This is a genomic window from Micromonospora sp. CA-111912 (assembly GCF_050948415.1).
Classification (GTDB): domain Bacteria; phylum Actinomycetota; class Actinomycetes; order Mycobacteriales; family Micromonosporaceae; genus Micromonospora.
On the sequence record NZ_CP192007.1, the window covers coordinates 879,602 to 906,592 of the forward strand.

The following is a 26,991-nucleotide window of genomic DNA, read 5'->3' on the forward strand; positions in this document are numbered from 1 at the left end:
GGTGTGATCATCGACCGCGGGGGCCGGCGGGCTCCACGCCTGACGACCGGCCGCCTCGACGTACGCGGGGAGCACCCCTGCGGCGCCGGGGCGGCCGGTCCGCGCCACCCGACGCCCGGCCCGGCCGGCGACCGGCCCCGCGGCGGCCCCGCCGCACCATCGCTCGCACTCCAGGAGGTTGCGCTGAAACTCGAACTGCGCGGCATCACCAAGCGGTTCGGTGATCTGGTCGCCAACGACCACATCGACCTGACGGTGGAGCCTGGAGAGATTCACGCCCTGCTCGGCGAGAACGGCGCCGGCAAGTCGACCCTGATGAACGTGCTCTACGGGCTCTACCAGCCCGACGAGGGCGAGATCCTGGTCGACGGGAAGCCGCTGAAGCTGAAGGGCCCCTCGGACGCGATCGCGGCCGGGATCGGCATGGTGCACCAGCACTTCATGCTGGTGCCGGTCTTCACCGTCGCCGAGAACGTCATGCTCGGCGCCGAACAGGTCAAGGGCGGCATCGCCGGTTTCCTGGACCGGCGGCGGGCCCGGCGCGAGGTCGCCGAGGTCTCCGAGCGGTACAACCTTCGGGTCGACCCGGACGCGGTGATCGAGGACCTGCCGGTCGGCATCCAGCAGCGGGTGGAGATCGTCAAGGCCCTCACCCGCGACGTCGACCTGCTGATCCTCGACGAGCCGACCGCCGTGCTCACCCCGCAGGAGACCGAGGAACTGCTCACGGTCATGCGGTCGCTCAAGGCCGCCGGCAAGTCGATCGTCTTCATCACCCACAAGCTCGGCGAGGTCAAGGCCATCGCCGACCGGATCACGGTGATCCGGCGCGGGAAGACCGTGGGCACCGCCTCGCCGACCGCGAGCCGGGACGAGTTGGCCGCCAAGATGGTGGGCCGCAGCGTCCGGCTGACCGTGGAGAAGCCGCCGGCCACCCCGGGCCGGCCGATCCTGGAGGTCGCCGGCCTGGTCGTCGACGACGACCGGCAGATCCGCGCCGTCGACGGGGTCGACCTGACCGTGCGCGCGGGCGAGGTGCTCGGCGTGGCGGGCGTGCAGGGCAACGGCCAGACCGAGCTGATCGAGGCCATCATGGGCCTGCGTCCGGTCCTCGCCGGCACGGTCACCCTGGACGGCCAGCCGGTGCACGGCTGGTCGACCAAGAAGGTGCTGCGCGCCGGGGTCGGCTACGTCCCCGAGGACCGCAGCGTCGACGGCCTGGTAAAGGAGTTCTCCGTCGCCGAGAACCTGGTGCTGGACATCTACGACCGCCCACCGTTCGGCAAGGGGCTGTCCCTGAAGCCGGACGCCATCGCGAAGTCGGCGCAGGAGCGGATCGAGCAGTTCGACGTCCGTACCCCGTCGGCCGACGCGGCCGTCGGCACCCTCTCCGGCGGCAACCAGCAGAAGGTGATCGTGGCCCGGGAGCTGTCCCGGCCGCTGAAGCTCTTCATCGCAGCCCAGCCGACCCGTGGCGTCGACGTCGGCTCCATCGAGTTCATCCACTCCCGGGTGATCCGGGAGCGGGACGTGGGCACCGCCGTCATGGTCGTCTCCAGTGAGCTGGACGAGGTGATCGGCCTGGCCGACCGGATCGCGGTGATGTACCGGGGCCGGATCATCGGCATCGTGGGCCCGGACACCCCGCGCGAGGAGATCGGCCTGTTGATGGCCGGCATCACCCCCGACGCGGCCCCCGAAGCCGACGGCGCGGCCCCCGGCAGCACCGCACCGGCCGCCGGCGCGGCGATCGAAGCCACCGGCCCGGCCGCCGGCAGCACCGCACCGGCCGCCGGCGCGGCGATCGAAGCCACCGGCCCGGCCGCCGGCAGCACCGCACCGGCCGCCGGCGCGGCGACCCCGGCCCCCGAGGGCCCCCGTAACGAGGACGAGGCATGACCAACCCCAACCCGGCGTCGGGCTCGCCCGACAAGGAGCCGGCGACCGAGGCGCAGGCCGCGCAGGTGGCGGCCGGTGGCGTCGACCGCGCCGCGACGGCGACCACGCCGAAGCGGGAGCCGGAACCGGACCGACCCGCCCTGGGCCGGCTGTTCCTGGACAACCTGTGGGCGGCCAACACGGTCACCGTCACGGTGCTCGCGGTGCTGCTGGCGATGCTCGTCGGCGCCGTGCTGATCATCGTGTCGGACCCGGAGGTGCTGGCCACCTACGCCTACATCACCGCCCGCCCGGCCGATGCGCTGAACGCGAGCTGGACGGTGGTCAGCGAGGCGTACGCGAACCTGTTCAAGGGCGCGATCTTCGACCCGGAGGCGTCCGGGTTCACCGCGGCGCTCGGCCCGATCTCCGAGACGCTGACATACACCGCGCCGCTGGTCTTCACCGGCCTGTCGGTGGCGCTCGCCTTCCGGGGCGGCCTGTTCAACATCGGCGCGCAGGGCCAGGCCACCATCGGCGTCATCCTCGCCGCGCTGGCCGGCTTCCTGCTGCCGCTGCCCCCGGTGCTGCACCTGATCGTCGCGCTGCTCGCCGGCGCGGTCGGCGGCGCGCTCTGGGGCTTCATCCCCGGCATCCTGAAGGCGCGCGCCGGTGCCCATGAGGTGATCAACACGATCATGCTCAACTACGTCGCGGTGTACTTCCTGTCCTGGATCATCATTCAGAGCGGCGTGCAGAACCCCGACCGGGCCGACGCGATCAGCAAGCCCGTCGACTCCTCCGCCCAGCTCCCCCGGCTGCTCGGCGGCGACCTGCGGGTGCACGCCGGCATCCTGCTGGCCGTGCTGGCCACCTGGTTCGTCGCCTGGCTGCTCAACCGCTCCACCTTCGGCTTCGAGCTGCGCGCGGTCGGCGCGAACCCGAACGCCGCCCGCACCGCCGGCATCAGCGTCGCGAAGACGTACGTGCTGATGATGGCGATCTCCGGCCTGCTCGCCGGGCTCGGCGGCAGCCAGATGGTGCTCGGCTCGACGGCGAACGCGCTCACCCCGCTGGTGGTCGCCCAGATCGGGTTCGACGGCATCCTGGTGGCCCTGCTGGGCCGGGTCAAGCCGTGGGGCGTGCTGCTGGCCGCGCTGCTGTTCGGCGCGCTCCAGGCCGGCGGCAACCGGATGCAGTCGTACTCGGGAATCTCGCTGGAGCTGGTCACCGTGCTCCAGGCACTGATCGTCATCTTCATCGCCGCGCCGGCCCTGGTGAAGGCGATCTTCCAGCTCCGGGCCGCCCGTGCCGCCCGGTTGCAGACGAGCCTGGCGAAGGGCTGGTAACGCATGTCAACCATGGCTGTTCCGGACGTCGCCGTGGCCCAGGTCGACGAGGGCTTCTGGACCCGTACCCGCAAGATCGGCGCGACGCTGCTGGCGCTCGGCGTGCTCTCGGCGGTGCTCTTCGGGGCGCTCGCCACCGACCAGCAGGCCCGCTTCACCCTCAGCGAGACCGAGGCCGGCGCGGCGCTGGAGATCAACGGCACCGTCGGGGCGATCCTGTTCGGCGTCATCGCCGCGGCGGCCGGCGCGGCCCTGCTCGCCGGGGTGCCGAAGCGCTGGTTCACCGTGCTGCTCGGCGTCGGGCTGGTCGCCTTCGTGTTGTCGTTCCTGTGCTGGCAGGTCTCCGCCGCCCCCGAGGGGCGGAACTTCATGCCGATGGTCAACATGGTGCGCGCCACGTTCATCCTGGCCCTGCCGCTGATCTTCGGCGCCCTCGCCGGTGTGCTCTGCGAGCGCTCCGGCGTGGTCAACGTGGCCATCGAGGGGCAACTGCTGATGGGCGCGTTCAGCGGCGCGCTGTTCGGCAGCCTCTCCGGCAGCGTCTGGGTGGGCCTGGTGGCCGCCGCGATCGGCGGCGCGTTCATCTCGCTGCTGCTGGCCGTGTTCGCCATCCGCTACCTGGTGGACCAGGTGGTCATGGGCATCGTGCTGAACCTGCTGGCGGTCGGCATCACCGGCTTCCTCTACGAGCGGCTGATGCAGACCAACGCGGAGAAGTACAACTCCGCACCCCGGTTCAGCAACTGGGAGATCCCACTGCTCAGGGACATCCCGGTGCTGGGGCCGGCGCTGTTCCGCAGCAACATCTTCCTCTACCTCGGCCTGCTGCTGGTGCTGGTGATCCACATTGCGCTGTTCCGCACCCGCTGGGGCCTGCGCACCCGGGCGGTCGGCGAGCATCCCACCGCCGCCGACACCCTCGGCGTGAAGGTGCTGCGGCTGCGCTACCGCAACGTCCTGTTGGCCGGGGTGGTGGCCGGGATCGGCGGGGCGTCGTACACGCTGGCGCTCTACTCGTTCACCAAGAACATGATCGGCGGCAAGGGCTTCATCGCCCTGGCCGCGCTGATCTTCGGCCGGTGGAGCCCGACGGGGGCGCTGCTCGCGGCGCTGTTCTTCGGCTTCGCCGACCAACTCGGCACGTACCTCGGGGCGATCGGCAGCAGCATCCCCAGCCAGTTCCTGGCCATGCTGCCGTACCTGGCGACCATGCTGGCGGTGGCCGGACTCGTCGGCAAGGTCCGCGCGCCGGCCGCCGACGGCAAGCCGTACATCAAGGGCTGAGCCCGCCCGGATCCGTGCCCGGCGGGGGAGCCCCGCCGGGCACGGTCGTTCCTGCGGTACGTGACGCAGCTGTGACCCCGTGATGACGCGGTTCGCGTGCCCTGCCCGTGCCTGACCGGCGCCAATTGGGCAGAATGGCGGGATGACCGACATCGACTGGGAGCGGCTGCGGGCCGCCGCCACCGAGGTGATGCGCCACGCGTACGTGCCGTACTCGAAGTTCCCGGTCGGGGCCGCCGCCCTGGTCGACGACGGCCGGATCGTGGTCGGCTGCAACGTCGAGAATGCCGCGTACGGCGTGGTGCTCTGCGCCGAGTGCGGGGTGGTCTCCTCGCTGCACGCCACCGGCGGGGGCCGGATCGTCGCGCTCTCCTGCGTGGACGCCACCGGCGAGCCGCTGATGCCGTGCGGCCGGTGTCGGCAGTTGCTCTGGGAGCAGGGCGGCCCGCAGTGCCTGGTCGAGGCCAAGGACGGCCCGCTCACCATGGCCGAGCTGCTGCCGCACGCCTTCGACGTGGCCGACATCGAGGCGGTGACCGGCGAGCGGCCGGTGCCGGTGGTGCCGGACCGGCTGGCCGCCTGGCGGGGGCGGGGCACCGTCTTCGTGCACCCGGACCTGTCCGGCGGGCAGCAGGTGTGGACGGCGTACTGGGAGCGGTCGGCCGGGGACACGGAGGGCGCCGAGACCGGCGTGCTGGAGGAGGGCCCGAGCTGGGGCGACCCGGCCGAGGCGATCGCCTGGGGTCATGCCCGCACCCCGCGCGTGGTGGTGGTCGACGAGACCGGCACCATCTTCTGGGCCGGCGAGGGCGAGCCGCCGATGGAGGTGCCGGTCCGCTGGGCGGGCTGAGCCGGGTGGGGGCGGGCCGCGGTCCGGAAGCTGCGAGGACGAGAAGAGGAACTCAACGGTGAGTGCTTTCACGGCGGTCGACGTCATCCGGGCCAAGCGGGACGGCGGCGTGCTGAGCGACGCCCAGATCGACTGGGTGGTCGACGCGTACACGACGGGTCTGGTGGCCGACGAGCAGATGTCGGCGCTGGCCATGGCGATCCTGCTGCGCGGGATGAGCGCGCCGGAGATCGCCCGGTGGACCGCCGCGATGATCGCCAGCGGGCAGCGGCTGGACCTGTCAGCCGTCGACCGGCCGACCGTCGACAAGCACTCCACCGGCGGCGTCGGTGACAAGATCACCCTCCCGCTCACCCCGCTGGTCGCGGCATGCGGCGGCGCGGTGCCGCAGCTTTCCGGGCGGGGGCTCGGGCACACCGGCGGCACGCTGGACAAGCTTGAGTCGATTCCCGGCTGGCGGGCCGCGCTGAGCAACGACGAGTTCATCCGGCAGCTCCGCGAGGTGGGCGCGGTGGTCTGCGCGGCCGGCGACGGCCTGGCCCCGGCCGACCGCAAGCTGTACGCGCTGCGCGACGTCACCGGCACCGTGGAGGCGATTCCGCTGATCGCCAGCTCGATCATGAGCAAGAAGATCGCCGAGGGGACCGGCGCGCTGGTGCTGGACGTGAAGGTCGGCTCCGGTGCGTTCATGAAGTCCGTCGACGACGCCCGGGAGCTGGCCCGCACCATGGTCGAGCTGGGTGGCGCGCACGGGGTGCGGACCGTCGCCCTGCTCACCGACATGTCCACCCCGCTCGGGCTGACCGTCGGCAACGCGGTCGAGGTGACCGAGTCGGTCGAGGTCCTGGCCGGGGGCGGCCCCGCCGACGTGGTGGAACTGACCCTGGCCCTGGCCCGGGAGATGCTCGACGCGGCCGGGCTGCCCGACGCCGACCCGGCGGCGGCACTGCGCGACGGCCGGGCGATGGACTCCTGGCGGGCGATGATCCGCGCCCAGGGTGGCGACCCGGACGCGCCCATGCCCACGGCGAACGAGATCGAGGTGGTGACCGCCGACGCGGACGGCTTCGTCTCCTCGGTCGACGCGTACGCGATCGGGGTGGCGGCCTGGCGGCTCGGCGCGGGCCGGGCCCGCAAGGAGGACCCGATCAGCGTGCCGTCCGGGGTGGTGCTGCACAAGCGACCCGGCGACCCGGTGCGGGCCGGCGAGCCGCTGTACGAGCTGCGCGCCGAGCACTCCGCCCGGATCCCGGCGGCGCTGGCCGAGGCGGCCCGCGCGGTACGGATCTCGGCCACCGCCCCGGCCGGGAAGCCGCTGGTCATCGAGCGGATCGGCTGAGCCGGCCGAGCGACAGGGTGCCCGTGGTGCCGCCCACCGGAACCGGCTACTCTCCCAGGCCAGGGGGGACGACCAGCGCTGAGCCGATGCGACTGACAGGGATCTGAGCCGTGCGCGTACCCGCCCCCGACCCGCGAGAGGTCCGAGAGGCCAGCCTGGACGAGCTGTCCCGGTTGGGACTGCCCCTGCCCCCGAGCCAGTTCCCCCTGGTGTGGGAGCCGGGCGACGAGATCGAGCTGCGGCCGACCGTGGAGATCGAGGCCAGGATCGCGGTGCTGCACCTGATCCTGGCCCGGTGTTTCGGTATGCCGCCGCAGGCCGCGATGAGCTGGCTGCTCGCCTCGCACCTGGTCGACATGGTCACCCCGCCGGAGGGGCAGTTCGTGATGGGCGGCCGGGGCGACCACCGGTCGTTCGTGCTGCACCACGACGCGCTCTTCTCCCTGGCCTGGGTGCTCGGCCTGACCAAGCAGCTCGACCCGACCATGCCGGTGGACGACCGGCTGGTGGAGCGGCTGCCGCAGATCGCCGCGGGGGAGACGTTCACCGAGTGGCGTTCCCGCATCCTCGCCGCGCCCCAGCACCCGGCCGACGCGGCGGCCCTGCTCGACCTGCACTACTGCCTCGACTGGGCGTACCTGGAGCTGGAGCGGTCCGGCCGGTCGCTGCCGGGGCTGGTCGACGCGAACGCCATCGGGCAGCGCCGGTGGGCGCTGGAGTGGGCCGTGGTCCTGCGGGGGCAGTACCACGACGAGCCGCCGGGCTGGGAAGAGGTCGACCTGTCGACCTGAGCCGCTCAGCGGGGACGGTGCACGCTCAGCCGGACCGCGAGGGTCACCCCGACCGGCTCGGGCAGCCCGGCGGTGCGCGCGGCGCGGGCGGCCGGGTCGGCGTGCCAGGCGCTGGGCCCCATCCCGACCAGGGTGGCCACCTCCGGGTGGGTCAGTTCCAGCCGGGTCCGCAGCACCGTCGTGGCGACCTCGTCGAACTGGCCGGCCAGGCTCCCGGCGACCCGGTCGGCCTTGGCCGGGTCGACCCTCAGCAGGTCGAGCGCGTCGACCAGTTCGGTGAGGTGGTCCTCGGCCGGGGTGACCACCAGCAGCGCGCCGGCCGGGTGCAGCACCCGGCGGAACTCGGCCCCGTTGCGCGGGGCGAAGACGTCGAGCAGCACGGCGACGCTGCCGTCGGCCAGCGGTAGCCGCTGCCAGGTGTCGGCGAGGGCCGCCGCCGCGCGCGGATGGGCCCGCGCCGCCCGGCGCAGCGCCGGCTTGGACACGTCGAGGGCGAGACCCACGGCGTCGGGCAGCGCCGCCAGCACCGCCGCGAGGTGCCGGCCGGTCCCGGCACCGGCGTCCACCACCAGCGGGTACGCCCCGTCCGCCGCCCCCGTCGGCACGTCGCGGGCCGCCTCGGCGAGCGCGGCGGAGACCGGGTCGTAGTGGCCGGCGGCCAGGAAGTCGGCGCGGGCGGCCACCATCTCGGCGGTGTCCCCGACGTGCGGGGCGCGGCCGGCGAGCAGGTTGACGTACCCCTGTCGGGCCACGTCGAAGCTGTGCCGGCGCGGGCAGCGCAGCGCCCGGCCGGTCCCGGCGACGGCCTCCGCGAGTGGTTCCGCGCAGACCGGGCAGCGCAGCCGGTCGACGATGCGGGGATCGGTCACCGGGGTCACCGTACCGACCGGCCCTCGTCGGTCAGGTGGTCGACCACCCGGTGCGTGAGCGCGTCCAGCGCGGCGATCTCGTCGGGGGTCAGCAGGTCGATGAGGTGCCGGCGGACCGCCGCCACGTGCCCGGGGGCCGCCGCCTCGATGGCGCGTCGGCCCTCGGCGGTGAGCGCGACGACCGCGCCCCGCCCGTCCGCCGCGCACTCCTCGCGGGTGACCAGGCCACGCTGCTGCATGCGGGTCAGGTGGTGGGAGAGCCGGCTGCGCGACCAGAGCATCCGGTCGGCCAGCTCGCTGAGCCGCAGCCGCTGGTCGGGCGTCTCCGCCAGGTCGGAGAGGACGTCGTAGTCGGGCTCGGAGAGCCCCGCGTCCCGCATCAGCTCGCGGGCCAGCTCCAGGTCGAGCAGGCGGCGCATCCGCCGGTATCCGCGCCAGGCGCTCTGCTCCCGCTCGTCGAGCCAGCGTGGTCGTTCCATGCCGGCCATCCTAGCCATCTGGTTGACATGTCATCAATTCGCGACCCGGGGCGCCCGGCCGGACCAGACCACGGGGCCGGTCCGGCCCGGATCGGCGGCACGCCGACCGCCGATCCGGGCCGGGCCCATAGGCGGGCCCGGCGGAGCCGACTAGGGTCTCAGCATGGTCGCGACAATCCGTTACGAGGACATCGTCAAGGTCCCGAAGGCGCTGCTGCACGATCACCTCGACGGCGGTCTGCGGCCGGCGACGATCGTCGAGCTGGCCGCCGAGGTGGGTCACGAGCTGCCCACCACCGACCCCGAGTCGCTGGGCCGGTGGTTCGTCGAGGCGGCCAACTCCGGCTCCCTGGAGCGCTATCTGGAGACGTTCGCGCACACCGTCGCCGTCATGCAGACCCCGTCGTCACTGCGGCGGGTGGCCAGGGAGTGCGCCCAGGACCTGGCCGCCGACGGGGTGGTCTACGCCGAGGTGCGGTTCGCCCCCGAGCAGCACCTGGAGCGGGACCTGACCCTGGACGAGGTGGTGGAGGCCGTCGTCGCCGGGTTCACCGAGGGCGCGGCACTGGCCGCGGAGGCGGGCACCCCGATCCGGGTCGGCACCCTGCTCACCGCGATGCGGCACGCCGCCCGGTCGCAGGAGATCGCCGAGCTGGCCGTCCGGCACCGGGACGCCGGGGTGGTCGGCTTCGACATCGCCGGCGCGGAGGCGGGCTTCCCGCCCACCCGGCACCTGGACGCCTTCGAGTACCTCCAGCGGGAGAACTTCCACTTCACCATCCACGCCGGCGAGGCCTTCGGTCTGCCGTCGATCTGGCAGGCCATCCAGTGGTGCGGCGCGGACCGGCTCGGCCACGGGGTGCGCATCGTCGACGACATCACCCCCGGCGATTCGCCGACGCTCGGCCGGCTGGCCGCGTACGTGCGGGACAAGCGGATCCCGCTGGAGCTGTGCCCGTCGTCGAACGTGCAGACCGGGGCGGCGGCGTCCATCGCCGAGCACCCGATCGGGCTCCTGCGCGACCTGCGCTTCAGGGCGACGGTGAACACCGACAACCGGCTGATGAGCGGCACCTCGATGTCCCGGGAGATGGCGCTGCTGGTGGACGCCTTCGGCTACGGCTGGAAGGAACTCCAGTGGTTCACCATCAACGCGATGAAGAGCGCCTTCATCCCGTTCGACGAGCGGCTGGCGATCATCGACGAGGTGATCAAGCCCGCGTACGCGAAGCTGCTGGGCTGATCAGTGGTGGTGCGGGTGGCCGGCTAGCAGGTCGGCCACCCGGCGCAGCACCTCGCCGGCCGGGGCCGGGTGCGCGCCGAGCCCCGCCTGCCGGCGCAGCACCGCAGGCTCGGCGCGCAGCAGGGCCAGCCCTCGGCGCAGAAGTACGCCGGGGGCCTTGCGCTGTTCGGCGAGGTCACGGGTCAGCCGACGGAGGAAGGTGGTCCCCCGCGGGCGGCGCAGCGCGTACGCCCCGGCGAGCAGCCCTCGGCGTCGACATTCCTCGACGATCTCGGCGGCGAAGATTCCTTCGGCGATGAAGAATGGCGACCCGGCGACCTCGAATGGCCGGGTGGCCACCCGGCGGTCCGCACCGATCGCATAAACCGGCACTTCGGCCTTTCCGTGCCGGGACAGTCTGGCAATCGTCTCCACGGCCGCCTCGGCGTCCCACGACCGCGGTGAATCCCAGTCCACGAGGTTGTTCTGACGTGGCAACGTAGGGTCATCACCGTCCTTGTAGAAGTCGTCGAGGCATAGCACCGGGAGCCCGGTTCGTTGCGCGATGTACGACTTTCCGGAGCCGGATGGGCCAGCGAGCAGGACGACGCGGTGCGGATGATCCATTACTTTGTGTGACTCCGGCCAGACGGATTGCGAGCAAATTGCATCAACATCTCATCACACCCCCGGCAACCGCCAACCTGGGCTTTCTCTTTGGAACACGGCGTGATGGAATCTCGGAGGTCCGACCCACCGGGTCGGTCGCTGGGCGTTGCCCGGGGCAACGCGCGGACGCTGTGATCGCGAGGGCGGTGACGTGAGCAAACGGCCGAAGACGGCGGGCTCCTTCCTGTCGCGACTGCGTCGGCCGGCCGGCCGACTCCGCGACATGCCGATCTGGTCCAAGCTCGGTCTCATCATGATCGTGCCGACCATCGCGACGGTGGTCGTCGGTACCAGCGGCCTCGTCGACAACCTGGACACCCTCGGCAACGCCAACCGCTCCGGCGACCTGGCCAACCTCGTCGGCCACTCCGGCAAGCTGGTCGACAGCCTCCAGAACGAGCGCACCTCGGCGGTGCTGCTGCTCGGGGCCGACGGCGAGCAGTCCAGGGCCCGGTACCAGGAGTCGTACAACCGGGTCAACGGCCAGGTGGACCAGGACACCAGGCCCTACCTGCAACAGCGGGACAAGATCGAGGACCTGCCGGCCAGCCTGGACGGCCTCCTCGACGGGATCGACCAGAACCTGAAGGACCTGCCCGGCACCCGCAGCCAGGTGTTCAACGGCAAGCTGAAGATCATCGACGCGATGCAGGCGTACGAGGGTCTGATCAACGACCTGCTCGCCGTCCGCGACTCCGCCACCCAGCTCGCCGGCGACAACGACCTGAGCGACCGGATGCGGGCCTCGGCCGCCGTCGCCCGCGAGAAGGAATACCTCTCGGTCCGCCGGGTCGTGGTGCACCGCGCGCTGATCCAGCGCGAGCTGACCCCGGTGCTGCGCACCGACTACATCGCCAGCGGCACCGGCCAGCAGCAGGCGCTGCAGAGCTTCAAGGCGGTCGCCAACTCCGCCGAGGCGGACCTGCACGACCAGACCGTATCCGGCGGTGACCGGCGCGAGGCGCAGAACTACACCGGCTGGATCGACGGCAACATCAACGGCAGCATGACCGAGGCGCCGTTCGCGGCGGACCAGTGGGACGCGGCCATGGTGGCCAACGCCAAGCTGATCCGCACCGTCGAGGCGAAGCTGGACGGCGACGTGGTCCGGCAGGCCGACGGGTTGCGCTCGGACGTACAGCGCACGGTGTTCCTCCAGACCGGCCTGCTGCTCAGCATGCTGCTGCTGGCCATCCTCTTCGCCTACCTCGTCGCCCGGTCGATGGCCCGCTCACTGCGCGACCTGCGGGAGGGCGCACACAAGATCGCCCGGCACGGGCTGCCCCAGGCGGTCGCCCGCCTGCGCGACCCGCAGCTCTCCAGCCAGCTCTCCCCGGTCCAACTGGCCAACCAGATCGCCGAGCCGCTGCCGGTCCGCAGCAAGGACGAGTTCGGTCAGGTGACCGAGGCGTTCAACGCGGTACACCTGGAAGCCGTCCGGACCGCGGCCGAGCAGGCAGCGCTGCGCGCGTCCGTCGCGACCATGTTCGTCAACCTGGCCCGCCGCTCGCAGATCCTGGTCGACCGGCTGATCGGCCACCTCGACCGCCTGGAGCGCGGCGAGGAGGACCCGGACCGGCTGGCCGAGCTGTTCCAGCTCGACCACCTGGCCACCCGGATGCGCCGCAACGACGAGAACCTGCTGGTGCTCGCCGGTGCCGACTCCACCCGCGTGCAGCGCGAGCCTGCGGCGCTGATCGACGTGCTCCGGGCCGCCCAGTCCGAGGTGGAGCACTACACCCGGATCGAGTTCGGGGTGATCGACCGGGACATCGAGGTCGCCGCGCACGCCGTCAACGACCTGGTCCACCTGGTCGCCGAGCTGTTCGACAATGCGACCGCCTTCTCCCCGCCGGACTCGCAGGTGATGGTGGAGGCCCGCCGCGTCGGCGACCGCGCCTCCCTCTACGTCGAGGACCGGGGCATCGGCATCAGCAACGACCAGCTCAGCGAGCTGAACGATCGGCTGGCCACGCCGCCGCAGGTGGACGTGGCCGTCTCCCGGATGATGGGTCTGGTCGTGGTCGCCCGACTGGCGTCCCGACACGGGGTCAGGGTCGAGCTACGGCCCGGAGCCGACCGAGGCACCGTCGCCGACGTCACCCTGCCCACCTCGGTCCTGGTGCCCCGCGCGCTGTCCGGCCGGGTCCAGCAGCCGTCCGCGCTGTCGGCCTCCGGCCCGCAGCCGTACGCGCTGCCCCCCGGCCCGCAGCCGGCCGGGGCGCCCCCGACCCTGGGTGCCTTCGCCGCCTTCGGTGGCGGCCCGTCGGCTTCCGCGCCGACGCAGCGGCCGGGGCACTCCGGCAACCAGGTCACCCTGGGCGGCCGGACGTTCGACCCGGCCTCGCGCAACGGCCAGGGCACGCCCGCCCCGGCCGGCGGTGCGGCCCGGTCGATGCCGGCCTGGTCCGACCTGACGGGGGCCAGTGGGGCCGGCGGCGGTGACACCCGCAGCCCGCGCACCTCGAACGGGCAGCCGATCGACCCGCTGCCGCAACGGCGTGCCCCCGGTGACGCCGACCCGGACAGCACGGGTCAGCAGCCGGTGATACCTCGGCAGCTGCCGAGCAGCCCGGAGGCCCGGGGGTGGACCCCGCCGCCGGTCTCCGCCCCGCCGGTCTCGGGCCCGCCGATCTCCGGCCAGCCGATCTCGGCCGCCCCGTTCCCAGGCCAGCCGGTTTCCGGCCAGCCGTACTCCGCAGCGCCCGTCTCCGGTCAGCCGTTCTCCGCGCCGCCGCTGCCGAGCCGGCCGACGTCGTCGGCCCCGGGGCCGGCCGCTCCGCCGGCCTGGCCGCCGGTGGCCCCGCCGGAGCGGGAGCCGGCCACCCCGCCGGTGCCCGAGCGCCTCGCCGCCGCCCTGGACATGACCACGGAACTGCCGCGGGTGCCGCGCACCGACGTGCAGCCGGGGCCGTACGCCCAGGCTGCCCAGCCGGCCCCGGCCCGGCCGGGGCCCCCGCAGGCCCAGAACCAGCAGCGGTACGCCGACGAGACGATGGAGCTGCCGATCTTCCGGGAGCTCGAGTCGGCGTGGTTCCGCACCCGCCGGGCGGGCTCCGAGGAGGGCGCCGCCCAGCCGGCGCAGGCCAACGGAGCCACGGACCGGGCCAACAGCGCCGTGACCCAGCAGTTCTCCGCGGTCGACGTCGCCGACCGGGCCGTTCAGACATCAGGACCCCGGACGACAGGTAACGCACCGATGGCAGACATCCCGATGGCCGCAGGAGTGTCCCGCGACAACGGGCTGACGGGCAGCGGTGGCACCCAACGTGGTCCCTCCGCCGACCCGTTGACGGGCCGCCGGCCAGGCAGCGCCTGGCAGACCTCGGCCGACGACGGCTGGCGGGCCGCCTCGGCGGCCACCGAGGTTCCGGTCGCGGAGACCACCCGCCAGGGCCTTCCCAAGCGGGTGCCGATGGCCCAGTTGGTGCCGGGCGCGGTGGAGAAGCCAGCCGTCTCCGCCCAGCGCCGTACGCCGGAGGGGGTCCGCGGCCTACTCTCCGCCTACCATCGAGGCGTGCAGCGCGGGCGTACCGAGCCCGACGGTAACTCGACCAGCCCGGACGTGACTCCGGGAGGGCAGCAATCCTCGCAGTCTGGCTCAGGCCCGGTGGCCGGGAGCGGGCAGAAGGAGCAACAACGATGACAACTACGCAGGATCTCGGTTGGCTGCTGGCCAACTTCGCCGACCGGGTGCCCGGTGTCGCGCATGCGGTCGCCGTCTCCGCGGACGGCCTGCTCCTCGCGTCGTCACGAGACCTTCCGCGTGACCGGGCCGACCAGTTGGCCGCGATCGCGTCCGGTCTGGTCAGCCTGACCCAGGGAGCGGCCCGTTGCTTCGAGGGCGGCGCGGTGTTGCAGACAGTGGTCGAGATGGACAACGGCTTCCTGTTCCTGATGTCCATCTCGGACGGTTCGTCCTTCGCCGTGCTCGCAGCTCGCAGCTGCGACGTCGGGCAGGTCGGCTACGAGATGGCCCTCCTGGTCGACCGGGTGGGCGACGCGTTGACCCCGCAGCCGCGTGCGGCTGTGGGGATGATGGGCTGACCTACGCGCTGACCGGTCGGTCAGCGCTGGGCGGCAAGGACAACGACGAGGGGTTCCGTTCCAGGGACCAGCCGGTGTCAGGGACGAAGGGAGGTGAGCGGCGAGATGGTCGATCGTGACGAGCCGACCGGAGCGTTGGTCCGTCCGTACGCCGTGACCCGCGGTCGTACCCGCCCCCGGCTGGACATCGCCCTGGAAGCGCTCGTCGAGACGACGGTGCGCGGCCGTACCGCTGCCAGCAGTAATGGCAGCCAGGGCCGTGAACACCAGTACATCGCCGCGCTGTGTGACGGACGTGTACAGTCGCTCGCCGAGATCGCGGCGCGGCTGCAGCTTCCGCTCGGCGTGGCTAGGGTGCTCATCGCCGACATGGCGACGGACGGCCTGGTCGCGGTCCACGAGCCGACCATTTTGGGCGACTCCGACGACTCGGTGGGCACTGAACTGCTGGAGAGGGTGCTGAGTGGACTTCGCAGGCTCTGACATGTCGCACCGCCCGCCCGCGCCGAGCGGCCGGGTGACGTCGGCGAAGATCGTTATCGCCGGTGGGTTCGGCGTCGGCAAGACGACGCTGGTCGGCTCGGTCTCGGAGATCACTCCGTTGACCACCGAGGCCATCATGACCTCGGCCGGCGTGGGCGTCGACGACACCCGGCAGGTGCCGGGCAAGACGACGACCACGGTGGCGATGGACTTCGGTCGTATCTCGATCGACCGGGACCTGATCCTGTACCTGTTCGGCACACCCGGCCAGACCCGGTTCTGGTTCATGTGGGACGAACTGGTCCGGGGCGCCATCGGCGCGGTGGTGCTGGTCGATACCCGACGACTGGCCGACTGCTTCGCGGCCATCGACTTCTTCGAGCACCGGCGGCTGCCGTACCTGGTGGCCATCAACTGCTTCGACGGGATGCAGTACCACAACCCGCAGGACGTCCGGGACGCGCTGGCGATCTCGCACGACGTGCCGGTGGTGGCCTGCGACGCCCGGAACCGGGAGTCGACGAAGCACGTGCTGATCTCGCTGGTCGAGTACGTGTTGACGATGCGCCGCTCGCGCGCCGTCACGCCGGCCTGAGATTCGCCCGGGCAGCGCCCGGTGACCGGCACGCGTCGGGTCACCGGGCGCTACCTGCTGTCCGAGACCGCCCGCCCGCTCGCAGCCTGTCCAGACCGCCCGCCCGCCGTCCGATCCGCTCCGCCTTTCGGCGGGCCGGCGGGGTGGGGCCGGCCGCTCGGGTGCCTGCGGATCGGGTCAGGACACCCGGACCCAGCCGCCGTGGTCGACCCGGTAGATGCCGAGGGAGTTGCGGTCCATGCCGCCGTGCCGGATCGGCGCGAACGCGTACGCCCCGGCGATGCCCTCGGTGACCTGGTTCTGCAGGTACGCCCGCAGCCGCCCCCGGTCCACGCTGGCCGCCGACCGGGACGCGTTGACGATCAGTTGCAGCGCGTCCGAGGCGTACGGGGCGAAGCCGCTGAAACCGCCGTGTCGCTGGATGTAGCGGTACACGAAGTCCCGCCGGGCCAGCGCCGCCGTGGTGGTGTTGGTGAGGGTGGACCCGCCCAGGCAGATCGGGTGCACCGCGTACGCGCCCTCCAGGGCGGCCGAGTTGCCGTCGGCCAGGGTGTCCTCAGCGACGCCGCCCGCGTCCAGGTAGAGCGGCCCACGGTGGCCGGCCCGGCGCAGCGCCAGGGCCGCCCCGCCCGTGTCGGGGGCGGTGCCCCAGAGCACCACGGCGTCCGGCTCCGCCGCCACCACCCGTTGGGCGGCCCGCAGGAAGCTCTCGCCGGCCCGGGGCAGCCGGACGACCTCGACGGGCCGCAGCTCGACGGCCCGCAGGGCCGCTGACATCGCCCGTACGCCCGAGTCGCCGTGCAGCCCGTCCGCAGCCAGCACCACAACCCGTTTCCGCCCCTGCGAGGCGATGAGGCGGGCCAGCCGGCGGGCAACGTCGGAGGCGTCCGGGGTCAGCTTGTAGACGTACGTCCGCTGGGCCAGCGGCAGCACGATCCCGTCCCCGTACGCCAGCGAGACGTACGGGGTCCGGAGTCGCTGGGCGACGCCGACGATGGCGGCGGAGGTCTCGGTGACTGTCCCGCCGAGCAGGGCGTGCGCCCCGTCCCGCTGGATCAGCTCGGTGGCGTGCCGGGCGGCCAGGTTCGGGTCGCTGGCGTTGTCGCGTACCTCCAGCCGGACGGTCCGGCGCAGGTTGCCGACGGGCACACCGTCGGCGTTGAGCGACTCCAGACTGATCCGTAGGGCCCGCTCCTGAAGCACCCCGAGCGCCGCGCCGGCACCGGTCAGCTCCAGGCTGACGCCGAGCACGAGTTCCTGGCCGTCGGTCCGGTCGGCGCCACCGGTGGGACCGTCCTGCGCCCCGGTCCGTCCGCAGGCGGTCAGCAACAGGACGCCCGCCGTAGCCGCGAGCACCCCCCGCCGGTTGGGTGTGGCCGGGTCGATCGCCGGTGTTGCCATGTTCCAGTCGCCTTCCCCACCCGGCGATACCTGCCGCCGGCCGTTACCGTCCGGTATGTTCCCGGCCGCCGCGACCCGGCGTCAACTTCTCCGGGTGTGGGCATGAACACGCAGGTGGGAGGCGGTTTTCGGGGGGCCGAGGGCGGCGGTGGCGGGGTCCTTCCCGGGCTGTTGCCGTCCGGCGTGCCGACTGACCCGCCACGGGGCGTGGCGGGTCAGGGGGTTGGCGTCGCACCGGCGCGTCGGGCCGCCCGGATCGGGCGTGCGGGTCTCAGGACCGGTATCCGGCGGACCGGTACTCGTACTCCCGGTCGTCGTCGCGGTCCCCGGTGTCCCGGGTGAAGTCCCAGCCGCCGGCCGCTTCCCGTCCCGGACGCCCGCCGACCGCGAAGCCGCCGATCTCCTGCCCGCGACGCCAGCCCCGGAAGTAGCCGGTGGTGTTCTCGGCCAGGCTGGCCGCGTCGCGGACGATCCGTAGCGGACGCTCCTCGCGCAGCGGTGAGCCCGGGACCAGGTTGGCCTGCGGCACCCGCTTCGGCAGCCCGGCCTTCGTCTCGGCGCCCACGGCCGGGCGGGCGGCCTGCTCGGCGGCCTGCCACCCGGTGTCCGCGGTGCTCGACCAGTCGACCTCGGCCTCTTCGTCCTGGCCCACGAACCAGGCCGACTTGGCGGCGGCGAAGATCAGCAGGTCGCCGTCGCCCTCGTCGGAGATCGGCGGAGTCCGCCGCTCCATCGGCGCGGCACGCGGCGGCTGGACCGGGGCCGGCCGGTGCTCCATGGCCGGCCGGTCGATGCGGTGTTCCATTGCGGGCCGCTCGGGACGGTATTCCATCGCGGGCCGCTCGGGACGGTGCTCCATGGCCGGTCGGTCGAGGCGGCGTTCCATCGCGGGCCGCTCGGGACGGTGCTCCATCGCGGGCCGGTCCGGGTGAGGTTGCGGGGCGGGCCGGTCGGCGCGGATGGACTCCCCTCGGTCGACCAGCCGCAGCGGCGGCGTCTCCAACTGTGGGTCGCCGGACGGGGCCGACCCCTCGCGCAGCGCCCGGTCCGCCAGCGGCGGCGGCTCGACCAGCCGCAGCATCGGCGGCTCCTGAGGCAGGTCGTCGGCGAGCCAGGGCGGGGTGACCCGACCGTCGGCAGGCACCAGTTCCGTCGGCCCGTCGATCTGTCGCGGCCCCCGGTCCTCGAAGGACCGGGCGACCGGGTTGTCGGCGGCGCTGTCGGACGGGTCCTCGGGGTTGTTGACCAGCGGCCAGTTCGCCCGCGAGCCCGGGGGAGCGGCCTCCTGGCCGGGCCGCGGGGTCGGGACCGGCACGCTCAGGTCGGTGGCGCTGAACCCGCCGGCGGGTCGGGCGCCCTCGCCAGTGGTCTTCGGCCGGGGCGGGATGACGGTGCGTTGCCGCTCCGCCCGGGCGTGCTGGATCGCGGCGGTGGTCAGCGTGGGCCGGAACGGCTCGCCGGCCTCGGCCGGCGGCACCGAGCCGCGATCGCGCTGGGCCGGCGCGAACGGGGTCATCCCCGGCGGCGGTGGTGGCGGCGCGGACACCGGCCGGTTGGTCGGGCCGTCCACCACCCGGCGCGGCTCACCGGCCGAAGGCGGTGCGGAGACGGGCGGGGTGGCGGTGGCGGCCGGGGCCATCGGGCGCGGGGCGCTCGGCGGCGGGGCGATCGGCTCCGGCGCGATCGGCGGCGGGCCGAGGGGGCGGGGCGAGGGCGGCATTCCGCTGCCGGGGATCGGCTCGGGGCGGCTGCGGCGGCCGAGAGGCTCGGGTTCGGTGGGCCGCAGCGCGCGCAGCCCGGTGCCGGTGCCGGTGAGGCCGGTCAGTTCGGCGACCGGTTCGCCCCGGCGAGCGGCGGCCCGCCGGCCGGATGACTGGGCCGGATTGGTGACCCGGGCGCCGAGCGCGCTGACCAGCGCCTCACAGCCCGCGTCGCAGGCCCGCACCGAGGCGACCGCCTGGCGGACCGTCTCCGCCACGGCCGAGGTGAGCGCCCGGCTGACCGCCGCGCGGCGTGGGGTCTCGGAGATGGCGACCTGCAGGGCGGTCACCGCGTCGTTGATCTCATCGGCGTCGGCCACCCCGTCGGCCGCGAGGTGGGCGGCGATGGCGTCCGCCGCCACCGACACCTCCCGGCCCCGGGCGATCGTGCCGCCCAGCATGCCGGGCTCGGGCAGGGCGTCGAGCACGGCCAGCGCGACCGGCTCGGCCGGGTCCGGGTACGCCCGCAGCGCGGCCGGGTAGAGCTCCCGCAGCACCTCACGCAGCGCCACGGCTGCGGAGTGCCGGCCGCTGGCGAGCGCGGCGTGGGCAGCGAGGACCTGCTTGTAGCCGGTGAGATCCCGGGGTGCCGGCAGGGTGACCGCGGAGAGCGCCCCGGCCTGGAGGGCCCGGGCCAGCCCGACCGCCTGCCGCTCGGCCGGCGGGGACTGCATCTCCTCCAGCGAGTCGTCGTCGGCGAACCGCTCGGCGAAGTCGTCCACCGAGTCGTCGTCTGCGATGGCCAATGGCCGCCCGGCGGCGCTGAGCAGCGCGGTGACCGTGTGGTCATCGCTGTCGGCCGCGATCGCGGCGCCGCTCGGCCCGCCCGACCGCTCCACGAGCAGGGCGACCAGCTGAGCGTATCCGGCCGGGTCGTCGCCGATCTCGCAGACATGGAGCAGCCGGCCTGCGTCGTCGACGACAGCAGATGTCAGCGTCGAACCGGCCGAAGTCGGTCGGTCGGCTGGATCCGCTGAGGCCAGACCGCAGTACACGCGCACGAGCGCCACGGCGTCGTCCTCCTCCCGGGACTGAGGTCTTTCTCTGCCAGTGACTGATGCTCCCTGGAACGCGTCAGTCGCGCCAGTCCACGACTGCAGAGATCTTGCCGACAATGGTGCGCCAACCGAGACTCGCCGTCTGCGCCCCGATCTTCTTGAGCCGCCGCCGGCCGAGGAAGCCGCCGATCCCGCCGTTGACCGTGGACCGCAGCGCTTCGTCCAGGTTGTCCAGGCTGGAGCCGGCGGAGAGCATGTCCAGCACAGCGGGCAGACGCAGCGCGTACGCGACGTCCCGGGCCGCCTCGCCGGCCTCGATGAGCAGGGGAGCGTCCCAGGTGTCGTGTCCGCCGCGCAGGTTCTCCACGACCAGGTCGAGCTCGTAGGTGTCCTCGTCGAGGGGCGCGATGTCGGCCGGGGTCAGCCGATCGGACAGTTCATTCCAGCTGTCCAGCTGGGACATGTCGGAGGGTGCGCCGGACCGGACGAAGCTGACCAGCGACTCCGGCGTCTTGAACAGCAGCAGCTTGCCCCGGTGGCTGAGGAAGACCGGAACCTCTTCGTCGCCCCCCTCGTCGGCCTCGTCCTCGTCCTCGGCGTCCTCGTCGGTCTCGGCGTCCTCGTCCCCGTCGGCCTTGGTCGAGGAGTCGTCGGTGCCCCGGCGTCGGGACTTCCCGCCGTTCTCCTCCTCCTCTTCGGCCTCGGCGAACTCGGCGGCCACCTCCTCGTCGAGGATCACGATCTCGTCGTCGTCCTCGTCGACCTCGATCGCCTGACGGCGGGCCAGGAACGGGTCGTCGGCGTCGCGGTCGGCGACGTCGGTGGGGGTCAGCTCCCGCGCCGGCCGGTACGCCCGCAGCGTGTAGCCGGTGCCGGAGGGCAGTGCGATCTCCACCGGGTCGATGCGCACCTCGTCCCAGAGCGAGCGGTCGGCGTCCCGCGCCGACGGGCGCTCGACCTCCTCGTCGACGTCATCGATGGTGCCGTCCTCTTCGACGGTGCCGTCGGTCTCGTCGAGCTCGGGCTCGTCGGCGTCGGGCCGTTGGGGCGACTGGCGGGCCACGCTGACCTCCGTGTGCTTCGGGTTGCCCACCCGGCGGCGTCTCCGGCCGCCGAGTGACTCTGGGCACATACCCTAGTGGGCGGCCACCGGGGACCGGTGCCCGCACCCCGGTGGCGGTCGGGCGGGCGGACAAGTAGCGTTGCTACCTATGAAGGCCCAGGCGCTGCACGGACACCTCGACGCGCTGCTGCTCGCGGTGCTGGAACGGGGCGCGCTGCACGGCTACGCGATCATCGAGGCGCTTCGGGCGCGCAGCGACGGCAGCCTCGACCTGCCGACCGGCACGATCTATCCCGCGCTGCGCCGGTTGGAGCGGGCCGGGCACGTGGCCAGCGCCTGGAGCACCGTCAATGGCCGGGAGCGCCGCACCTACGAGCTCACCGACTCCGGGCGTCGGGCGCTGGCCGGTGAGCGGGCCGGCTGGCGGGAGTTCAGCGTCACCGTCGGCCGGTTCCTCGACGACACCCCCGCCGCCCCGGCCTGACCGCCGCGCGACCGCCCCCGGTCGGCCTGCCGGCCGTTCGGCCGCGCCGTCGGTCACTTCCGGGCGACCGGTCGCCGTGCCCCTCGTCAGCGAGCCGCGAGCAGCCAGGACCGGGCCGCCCGGCCGATCCAGAGGAAGCCGGCACCGGTCACCAACCCGCCCACGATCATCGGGGGCCAGGTGAGGGCCGCTGTCCACAGCCCGATCGACCAGCCGTACAGGGCCCCGCCGCTCAGCACGCCGACGGTGAGCGCGGTGGTGAGCCCGAAGCCGGTCAGCCGGGCGAGCCGGGGCAGGGCCGGGTGGGCCGACCGGGCCGAGGCGGCCACCAGTAGCAGCCCGGCCACCGCCAGCAGCGCGGTGGCGGTCCACAGGCCGTTCAGCGAGGCGGACAGGAGGCCGTAGCCGGCCGGCGGGACGGACCCGCCACTCCAGCTCGACCCCTTCCAGGTCAGGTCGCCCGCCACGACCAGAACCCCGGCCACCGCGAGCACCCGCAGGGCCAGGCCGCGCAGCGAGCCGGCCGCCAGCTCCGCCTGGTAGGCCGGGGCGAGCCGGGAGGCGTCGCCGAACTCGGCCACCGCCCGCCGTTCGGCCTCCGCCGCCGGCAGCCCCCCGTCCTGGTACGTCTCGACGGCGTCCTGCAACGCGTGCCGCGCCTCGGTCAGCAGGTCGGCCTTGAGCCGTGGCGGACCGTGCAGCCGGTCGTCCAGCTCGCGCAGCCGGTCCTCCACGCGTACGACGTCGCACCGGGCCATGGGACCGAGCCTGCCACGGCGGTGCCCCCGTCCGCGTCGGGGAGATTCCCGGAGCCGGCGCTCAGGGACGGGGGGTCAGGGCCAGGTAGCCGCGTTCCGCCGCCTCCTGGAGCAGCCACTGGTCCCGGTACCAGCCCGGCGCGGCGATCAGCTCGGCGTGCCGGCCGCGCTGCACCACCCGGCCGGCGTCGAGCACCACGATCTCGTCGAGGCCGGCCAGCCCGCTGAGCCGGTGGCTGATCAGCAGCACCGAGTGCCCCGCCGGGGTGGCGGCCAGCGCCGAGGCGAGCACCGCGTCGGCCGCGGCCGGGTCGAGGCCCTCGGTCGGCTCGTCGAGCACCAGCACCCCGGGCGCGGCGAGCAGCGCCCGGGCCAGCGCGAGGCGTTGCCGCTGGCCGCCGGAGAGCTGCCCACCCTCCTCTCCGACCACGGTGTCCCAGCCGGCGGGCTGGGCGTGTACCCAGTCGAGCAGGCCGGCGGCCCGGGTCGCGGCGGTCAGCGCGTCGGTGTCGGCGGCGGGCCGGCCGAGCAGCAGGTTCTCCCGGACCGTGGTGTGGAAGACGTACGCCTCGGCGAGCAGCCCGCCGACCGCCCGGGGCAGTTCCTGCGCCGGGTACGCCGACAGGTCCACCCCGTCCAGGGTGGCCCGGCCGCCCTCGGGGCGCACCGTGTCGGTGAGGACGGCCGCGAGCGTGCTCTTGCCGGCGCCGCTCGGCCCGACCACGGCGACCCGGCGGCCGGCCGGCAGGTCCAGGGTGACCCGGTCCAGCGCCGGTGCCGCGCCCGCCCGGTACCGCACGGTCACCTCGTCCAGGCGCACGTCGTGCGGGGCGGCGGCGGTCACCGTGGCGGGGGCCTCGTCGGTGCGGGCCTCGTCGGCGGGGGCCGGGGTGGGACCCGCATCGGGGGCGGTCGGGGCGGCGCCGGCCTCGGGGGCGGTCAGCAGGGCGGCGACCCGGACCAGGCCGGCCCGGAGCTGGGTGCGCTGCCGGGCGGCACCGACCAGGGCGAGCGCCACCTCGACGGTGGCCAGGGAGCCGACCGCCAGCACCCCGACCAGCACCCCGTCGACCCCGGCGCGCAGCGCGGCGACCACCACCCCGGCGGCGGTCGCCCCGGCCACCAGCACCCCGGCCGCGTCCACGGCGAAGCCGGTTGCGGCGAGCCGCCGTTCCAGCCGGGCCAGCCGCCGGGCACGCTTGCCGGCAGCGGCCAGCGCCTGCCGGGTGGCGCCGAACGCGGCCAGGTCGGCTGCGCCGTGGGTCAGGTCGACCGCGTCCGTGGCGAGCGCGCCGCGCAGCGGGGCGACCTCGTCGGCGGCCCGGCGGGTCAGCGCCGTGGCCGCCAGCGGCAGCGCGACCCCGGCGACGAGCAGGCCCAGCGCCAGCACCCCGGCCGCCGGCAGCGAGACGAGACCGGCCCCGGCCACGGCCAGGACGCTGACGCCGGCGGCGGCCGACCCGGGCACGAGCACCCGCAGCAGCAGGTCCTGCACGGCCTCCACGTCGGAGACCAGCCGGCTCAGCGCGTCCCCGGTGCGACCCCGGGCGGCGTCGCACCGGGCCGCCAGCGTGGCGAACACCCGGGCCCGCACGTCGGTGATCATGCGCAGCACGGCGTCATGGCCGGCCAGCCGCTCGGTGTAGCGGAACACGCCCCGACTGATGGCCAGTGCCCGGACCGCGACGATCGCCACGGTGAGCCGGTCCAGCGGCGGCTGGCCGGCGGCGCTCATCAGCAACCAGGTGGCGGTGGCCATCAGGGCCAGCCCGGCGAACTCGGTGACGGCGGCGAGCAGCCCCGCCCCGACCAGCCGCCCCAGGTACGGCCGGGCCAGCCGGAGCACGGTCCGCTCGGCGGCCCGGACGCTCCGGCCGTCGGGCGGCGGGGCTGCAGCGGCGTCCGCGCCCGGGCTCAACGGCGGGGCCGCAGCGGCGTCCGCGCCCGGGTTCGGCGGCGTGGACGCGCCGTCGGCGGGACCGGTGCTCATCGGGCCACCTCCGCGACCGTCGCACGGATCAGCTCGGTGACCCGGCCGTCCTCGACCCGCAGGATCCGGTCGGCGTCCTCCAGCAGCGCCGGCCGGTGGGCCACCAGCAGGGCGGTCCGCCCGGCGACGAGCCGGCGGGTGGCGGCCAGCACCACGGCCTCGCTGGCGGTGTCGAGCCGCGCGGTGGGCTCGTCGAGGAGCACCACCGGGGCGTGCCGGAGGAACGCCCGGGCCAGCGCCACCCGCTGCCGTTGGCCGCTGGACAGGCCGTGGCCGCGCTCGCCGAGCATCGTGTCGAGCCCGTCGGGCAGGGCGGCGACCACCTCGTCCAGCGCGGCGGCGGTGACCGCCGCGGCGAGCGCGTCGTCGTCGGTGTCGGGCGCGCCGAGCCGGATGTTGTCGGCCAGCGTCGCGGCGAACAGGTGGGCGCGCTGCGGCACCCAGGCGAGCCGGCTGCGCCAGCCGTCCGGGTCGACGCCGGCCAGGTCGACCCCGCCCACGGTGATCCGGCCCCGGGTCGGGGCGACGAAGCCGAGCAGCAGGTTGAGCAGGGTGCTCTTGCCCGCGCCGCTGGGCCCGACGACGGCGATCCGCTCGCCCGGCCGGATGGTCAGCGTGACGTCCCGCAGCGCGACCGTCCGCTCGTACTCGACGGTGACGCCCTCGAAGCGGATCTCGCCCCGCCCGTCGGGGGCCGGCGACGGCTCCGCCCGGTCGGCGGCCGGCTCGACCGCGGATAGGGTGAGCGCCTCGTCCAGCGCGGTCAGCCCCTCCATGCTGGCGTGGAACCGGCTGCCCGCCGCCCGCAGCGGCAGGTACGCCTCCGGGGTGAGCAGCAGCACCAGCAGCGCGGTGGAGAGGGTCAGCCCTCCGCCGAGCAGCCGGATGCCCACCGGCACCGCGACCAGTGCCACCGACAGCGTGGCGACCAGTTCCAGCACCAGCGCGGAGAGGAACGCGATCCGCAGCGTCTTCATGGTGGCCGTGCGGTGTCCGTCGGCGATCCGGCGTACCGCCTCGACCTGCCCCCGTACCCGGCCGAACGCGCGCAGGGTGGGCAGCCCGGCGACCATGTCGAGGAAGTGCCCGCCGAGCAGCGACAGCCGTCGCCACTGGCGGTCCGTGGCGGCCTGCGCCTGCCAGCCGAGCAGCGCGCCGAAGACCGGGATCAGCGGCAACGTCAACGCGATGATCACCGCCGAGCCCCAGTCGGCGAAGACGATCCGGGCCAGCACGGCCACCGGCACGGTGACGCTGAGCACGAGCTGCGGAAGGTACCCGGTGAAGTACGCGTCCAACGCGTCGAGCCCGCGCCCGGCCAGGGTGGCGAGCTGGCCGGCCCGCTGGCCGGCGACCCAGCCGGGGCCGTGCCGGCCGACGGCCGCGAGCAGGTCCTCCCGGAGCGTGGCCTTGACCGTCGCGGCGACCCGCGCCGCCACCGTGCCCTGCGCCCAGGTGACCAGCGCCCGCCCGGCCACCGCGGCGAGGAGACCGGCCAGCGCCGGCCGGTCCAGCCGTCCGTCGATCGCCGTGGCCAGCAGCATGGCCAGCGCGGTCGCCTGCCCCACGACCAGCAGCGCCGTCGCCCCGCCGAGCAGCGCGAGCACGGCGAGGTCGCGCCGGGCCGCGGGGACCCGGCGCAGCAGACGCGGGTCGAAGGGACGGCGGTTCACCAGTACACCGGTGCCCTGCCGTCGGTCCGTCCCCGGAACACCCACCAGCACATTGCCTGAAAGCCTAGTAGGGCCGGCAGGAGCGGAACCGTCAGCCAGCCCAGCAGCGCCAGGGTCGGCCCGCTGGCCGCCCCGCCGGTCACCGTCAGTGATGCCGCCGGATCGGTGGTGGAAACCAGCGCGTAGGGCCAGAGCGCCGCCCCGACCAGCGCCACCGGCAGCGCCAGCGCCGCCGAGGTGGCGACGAAGGCCACCCCGGGCCGCCGCCGCGCGAGCGCCGACCGCGCCACCAGCAGCGCCGTGACCAGCACGAACGGCAGCAGTACGGCGAAAAGCGGGCGCTGCGTCGCGGCGCGTACCCGATCGGAGAGGCCGCCCGCGACGGTGGCCAGGGCGACGGCGGCGAGTGCCACCGCGATCAGCCGGTGGGCGGTACGCGCCAGCGGCGCGGCGTCGGCGGCCGGAAGCCGGAGCGTGAGGAAGGTCGCACCGTGCACGGCCACCAGGGCCACCATCGCGACCCCGGCGGCGGCCACGAACGGGGTGGCCACGTGCCCGAGCCCCGCCACGTGCCCGGCGGCGGTCAGCGGCACGCCCTGGAGCAGGCCGGCGAGCAGCCCGCCCCAGCCGAGCGCGGCGAGCAGGCTGCCGGCGACCACCACCCGGTCCCAGGCGGCCCGGGCCCGGCCGTCGGTCGGGCGGCTGCGCAGCTGCACGCCGACGGTCACCGCGACGACCCCGGCCAGCGCGGCGGCGACGACCGGGTAGAACCCGGAGAGCAGTTCCCCCTCCAGGGTGGGGAACGCGCCGAACAGGATGCCGACCGCGGCCACCAGCCAGACCTCGTTGCCGAGGAAGAACGGGCCGACGGCGGTGAGGGCGGCCCGGCGGCGTTCCGGGGAGTCGCCCCGGGCGAGCAGCAGCCCGACGCCGTAGTCGTAGCCGCCGAGCACCAGGTAGGCGGCGAAGAAGAGGCCGAGCAGGGCGTACCAGGCGAGTTCCACGGCGG

General features: G+C 74.2%; 21 protein-coding genes and 1 pseudogene. 12 read left to right on the top strand and 10 right to left on the bottom strand.

Going from position 1 to position 26,991, the window contains the following annotated elements:
- Positions 1-3 precede the first annotated feature (3 nt).
- The 6 genes from ACQPZO_RS04170 to ACQPZO_RS04195 all read left to right on the top strand — a co-directional run bounded on the left by ACQPZO_RS04170 (position 4) and on the right by ACQPZO_RS04195 (position 7,491).
- Complete coding sequence (locus ACQPZO_RS04170; protein WP_433347169.1) at positions 4-1,899, top strand: ABC transporter ATP-binding protein; 1,896 nt, start codon at positions 4-6, stop codon at positions 1,897-1,899.
- Positions 1,896-3,227, top strand: a complete 1,332-nt coding sequence (locus ACQPZO_RS04175; protein ID WP_433347171.1) for an ABC transporter permease — start codon at positions 1,896-1,898, stop codon at positions 3,225-3,227. The genes ACQPZO_RS04170 and ACQPZO_RS04175 overlap by 4 nt, the downstream gene beginning before the upstream one ends.
- Positions 3,228-3,230: 3 nt before the next feature.
- The gene (locus ACQPZO_RS04180) at positions 3,231-4,511 is read left to right on the top strand and encodes an ABC transporter permease (protein WP_433347173.1); all 1,281 of its coding nucleotides are present in this window, start codon (positions 3,231-3,233) and stop codon (positions 4,509-4,511) included.
- A gap of 142 nt (positions 4,512-4,653) precedes the next feature.
- Complete coding sequence (locus ACQPZO_RS04185) at positions 4,654-5,361, top strand: cytidine deaminase (protein ID WP_433347175.1); 708 nt, start codon at positions 4,654-4,656, stop codon at positions 5,359-5,361.
- Positions 5,362-5,419: 58 nt separating this feature from the next.
- Positions 5,420-6,700 carry a thymidine phosphorylase gene (locus tag ACQPZO_RS04190; RefSeq protein WP_433347177.1) on the top strand — a complete coding sequence of 427 codons (1,281 nt, stop codon included), beginning with the start codon at positions 5,420-5,422 and terminating at the stop codon, positions 6,698-6,700.
- 110 nt (positions 6,701-6,810) lie between these two features.
- Positions 6,811-7,491 (top strand): DUF4272 domain-containing protein, encoded by a 681-nt coding sequence (locus ACQPZO_RS04195; protein ID WP_433347179.1) that lies wholly within the window; start codon positions 6,811-6,813, stop codon positions 7,489-7,491.
- A gap of 5 nt (positions 7,492-7,496) precedes the next feature.
- Here ACQPZO_RS04195 and ACQPZO_RS04200 read toward each other — a convergent pair whose 3' ends face one another.
- Together ACQPZO_RS04200 and ACQPZO_RS04205 are read right to left on the bottom strand one after the other, a co-directional pair.
- On the bottom strand, positions 7,497-8,360 hold the full coding sequence (locus ACQPZO_RS04200; protein WP_433347181.1) for a putative RNA methyltransferase: 864 nt from the start codon (positions 8,358-8,360) through the stop codon (positions 7,497-7,499).
- Between the two features lie 5 nt (positions 8,361-8,365).
- Positions 8,366-8,839 carry a MarR family winged helix-turn-helix transcriptional regulator gene (locus ACQPZO_RS04205; protein ID WP_433347183.1) on the bottom strand — a complete coding sequence of 158 codons (474 nt, stop codon included), beginning with the start codon at positions 8,837-8,839 and terminating at the stop codon, positions 8,366-8,368.
- 163 nt (positions 8,840-9,002) lie between these two features.
- Between ACQPZO_RS04205 and ACQPZO_RS04210 the strand changes: the two genes are divergently transcribed.
- Positions 9,003-10,082 (top strand): adenosine deaminase, encoded by a 1,080-nt coding sequence (locus ACQPZO_RS04210; RefSeq protein WP_433347185.1) that lies wholly within the window; start codon positions 9,003-9,005, stop codon positions 10,080-10,082.
- On the opposite strand, the gene ACQPZO_RS04215 is transcribed toward ACQPZO_RS04210, so the two are convergent.
- Entirely contained in the window at positions 10,083-10,421 is a 339-nt protein-coding gene (locus ACQPZO_RS04215) for a hypothetical protein (protein WP_387019631.1), read from the bottom strand.
- A gap of 460 nt (positions 10,422-10,881) precedes the next feature.
- Here ACQPZO_RS04215 and ACQPZO_RS04220 point away from each other — a divergent pair, with 460 nt between their 5' ends.
- The 4 genes from ACQPZO_RS04220 (at position 10,882) to ACQPZO_RS04235 (ending at position 15,855) form a co-directional block, all read left to right on the top strand.
- Positions 10,882-14,376 carry a nitrate- and nitrite sensing domain-containing protein gene (locus ACQPZO_RS04220; protein WP_433347187.1) on the top strand — a complete coding sequence of 1,165 codons (3,495 nt, stop codon included), beginning with the start codon at positions 10,882-10,884 and terminating at the stop codon, positions 14,374-14,376.
- Positions 14,373-14,777: a roadblock/LC7 domain-containing protein gene (locus ACQPZO_RS04225; protein WP_117671056.1), complete on the top strand. Its 405-nt coding sequence runs from the start codon at positions 14,373-14,375 to the stop codon at positions 14,775-14,777. Before ACQPZO_RS04220 ends, ACQPZO_RS04225 begins: the two co-directional genes overlap by 4 nt.
- A gap of 105 nt (positions 14,778-14,882) precedes the next feature.
- On the top strand, positions 14,883-15,260 hold the full coding sequence (locus ACQPZO_RS04230; RefSeq protein ID WP_387020390.1) for a DUF742 domain-containing protein: 378 nt from the start codon (positions 14,883-14,885) through the stop codon (positions 15,258-15,260).
- A 1-nt stretch (position 15,261) separates the two neighbouring features.
- Positions 15,262-15,855, top strand: a complete 594-nt coding sequence (locus ACQPZO_RS04235) for a GTP-binding protein (RefSeq protein WP_396669302.1) — start codon at positions 15,262-15,264, stop codon at positions 15,853-15,855.
- 177 nt (positions 15,856-16,032) lie between these two features.
- Here the strand turns inward: ACQPZO_RS04235 and ACQPZO_RS04240 are convergent, their stop codons facing one another.
- From ACQPZO_RS04240 to ACQPZO_RS04250, 3 genes and pseudogenes are all read right to left on the bottom strand, one after another.
- Positions 16,033-17,256, bottom strand: a complete 1,224-nt coding sequence (locus ACQPZO_RS04240) for an ABC transporter substrate-binding protein (protein WP_433347190.1) — start codon at positions 17,254-17,256, stop codon at positions 16,033-16,035.
- A gap of 271 nt (positions 17,257-17,527) precedes the next feature.
- Positions 17,528-19,030 (bottom strand): annotated as a pseudogene (locus ACQPZO_RS04245) (hypothetical protein); the annotation flags it as partial.
- A 1,060-nt stretch (positions 19,031-20,090) separates the two neighbouring features.
- The gene (locus tag ACQPZO_RS04250; protein ID WP_433347192.1) at positions 20,091-21,107 is read right to left on the bottom strand and encodes a DNA primase; all 1,017 of its coding nucleotides are present in this window, start codon (positions 21,105-21,107) and stop codon (positions 20,091-20,093) included.
- Positions 21,108-21,225: 118 nt separating this feature from the next.
- Here ACQPZO_RS04250 and ACQPZO_RS04255 point away from each other — a divergent pair, with 118 nt between their 5' ends.
- Positions 21,226-21,561: a PadR family transcriptional regulator gene (locus ACQPZO_RS04255; protein ID WP_387019646.1), complete on the top strand. Its 336-nt coding sequence runs from the start codon at positions 21,226-21,228 to the stop codon at positions 21,559-21,561.
- 86 nt (positions 21,562-21,647) lie between these two features.
- Here the strand turns inward: ACQPZO_RS04255 and ACQPZO_RS04260 are convergent, their stop codons facing one another.
- From ACQPZO_RS04260 to ACQPZO_RS04275, 4 genes are all read right to left on the bottom strand, one after another.
- The gene (locus ACQPZO_RS04260; RefSeq protein ID WP_433347194.1) at positions 21,648-22,319 is read right to left on the bottom strand and encodes a permease prefix domain 1-containing protein; all 672 of its coding nucleotides are present in this window, start codon (positions 22,317-22,319) and stop codon (positions 21,648-21,650) included.
- A 61-nt stretch (positions 22,320-22,380) separates the two neighbouring features.
- A complete protein-coding gene (gene cydC / locus ACQPZO_RS04265) occupies positions 22,381-24,309 on the bottom strand; it encodes a thiol reductant ABC exporter subunit CydC (RefSeq protein ID WP_433347196.1) in 1,929 nt (642 codons plus the stop codon).
- A complete protein-coding gene (gene cydD, locus ACQPZO_RS04270; protein ID WP_433347198.1) occupies positions 24,306-25,982 on the bottom strand; it encodes a thiol reductant ABC exporter subunit CydD in 1,677 nt (558 codons plus the stop codon). Before cydD ends, cydC begins: the two co-directional genes overlap by 4 nt.
- On the bottom strand, positions 25,979-26,986 hold the full coding sequence (locus tag ACQPZO_RS04275; protein ID WP_433347200.1) for a cytochrome d ubiquinol oxidase subunit II: 1,008 nt from the start codon (positions 26,984-26,986) through the stop codon (positions 25,979-25,981). The genes cydD and ACQPZO_RS04275 overlap by 4 nt, the downstream gene beginning before the upstream one ends.
- Positions 26,987-26,991 lie beyond the last annotated feature (5 nt).

What these genes read in the sequence shown, in the direction of transcription:
- ACQPZO_RS04175 (WP_433347171.1), top strand. Translation starts at nt 1,896, where the DNA reads ATGACCAACCCCAACCCGGCGTCGGGCTCGCCCGACAAGGAGCCGGCG.
- ACQPZO_RS04180 (WP_433347173.1), top strand. Translation starts at nt 3,231, where the DNA reads ATGTCAACCATGGCTGTTCCGGACGTCGCCGTGGCCCAGGTCGACGAG.
- ACQPZO_RS04185 (WP_433347175.1), top strand. Translation starts at nt 4,654, where the DNA reads ATGACCGACATCGACTGGGAGCGGCTGCGGGCCGCCGCCACCGAGGTG.
- ACQPZO_RS04205 (WP_433347183.1), bottom strand. Translation starts at nt 8,839, where the DNA reads ATGGAACGACCACGCTGGCTCGACGAGCGGGAGCAGAGCGCCTGGCGC.
- ACQPZO_RS04210 (WP_433347185.1), top strand. Translation starts at nt 9,003, where the DNA reads ATGGTCGCGACAATCCGTTACGAGGACATCGTCAAGGTCCCGAAGGCG.
- ACQPZO_RS04225 (WP_117671056.1), top strand. Translation starts at nt 14,373, where the DNA reads ATGACAACTACGCAGGATCTCGGTTGGCTGCTGGCCAACTTCGCCGAC.
- ACQPZO_RS04230 (WP_387020390.1), top strand. Translation starts at nt 14,883, where the DNA reads ATGGTCGATCGTGACGAGCCGACCGGAGCGTTGGTCCGTCCGTACGCC.
- ACQPZO_RS04235 (WP_396669302.1), top strand. Translation starts at nt 15,262, where the DNA reads ATGTCGCACCGCCCGCCCGCGCCGAGCGGCCGGGTGACGTCGGCGAAG.
- ACQPZO_RS04240 (WP_433347190.1), bottom strand. Translation starts at nt 17,256, where the DNA reads ATGGCAACACCGGCGATCGACCCGGCCACACCCAACCGGCGGGGGGTG.
- ACQPZO_RS04255 (WP_387019646.1), top strand. Translation starts at nt 21,226, where the DNA reads ATGAAGGCCCAGGCGCTGCACGGACACCTCGACGCGCTGCTGCTCGCG.
- ACQPZO_RS04260 (WP_433347194.1), bottom strand. Translation starts at nt 22,319, where the DNA reads ATGGCCCGGTGCGACGTCGTACGCGTGGAGGACCGGCTGCGCGAGCTG.
- cydC (WP_433347196.1), bottom strand. Translation starts at nt 24,309, where the DNA reads ATGAGCACCGGTCCCGCCGACGGCGCGTCCACGCCGCCGAACCCGGGC.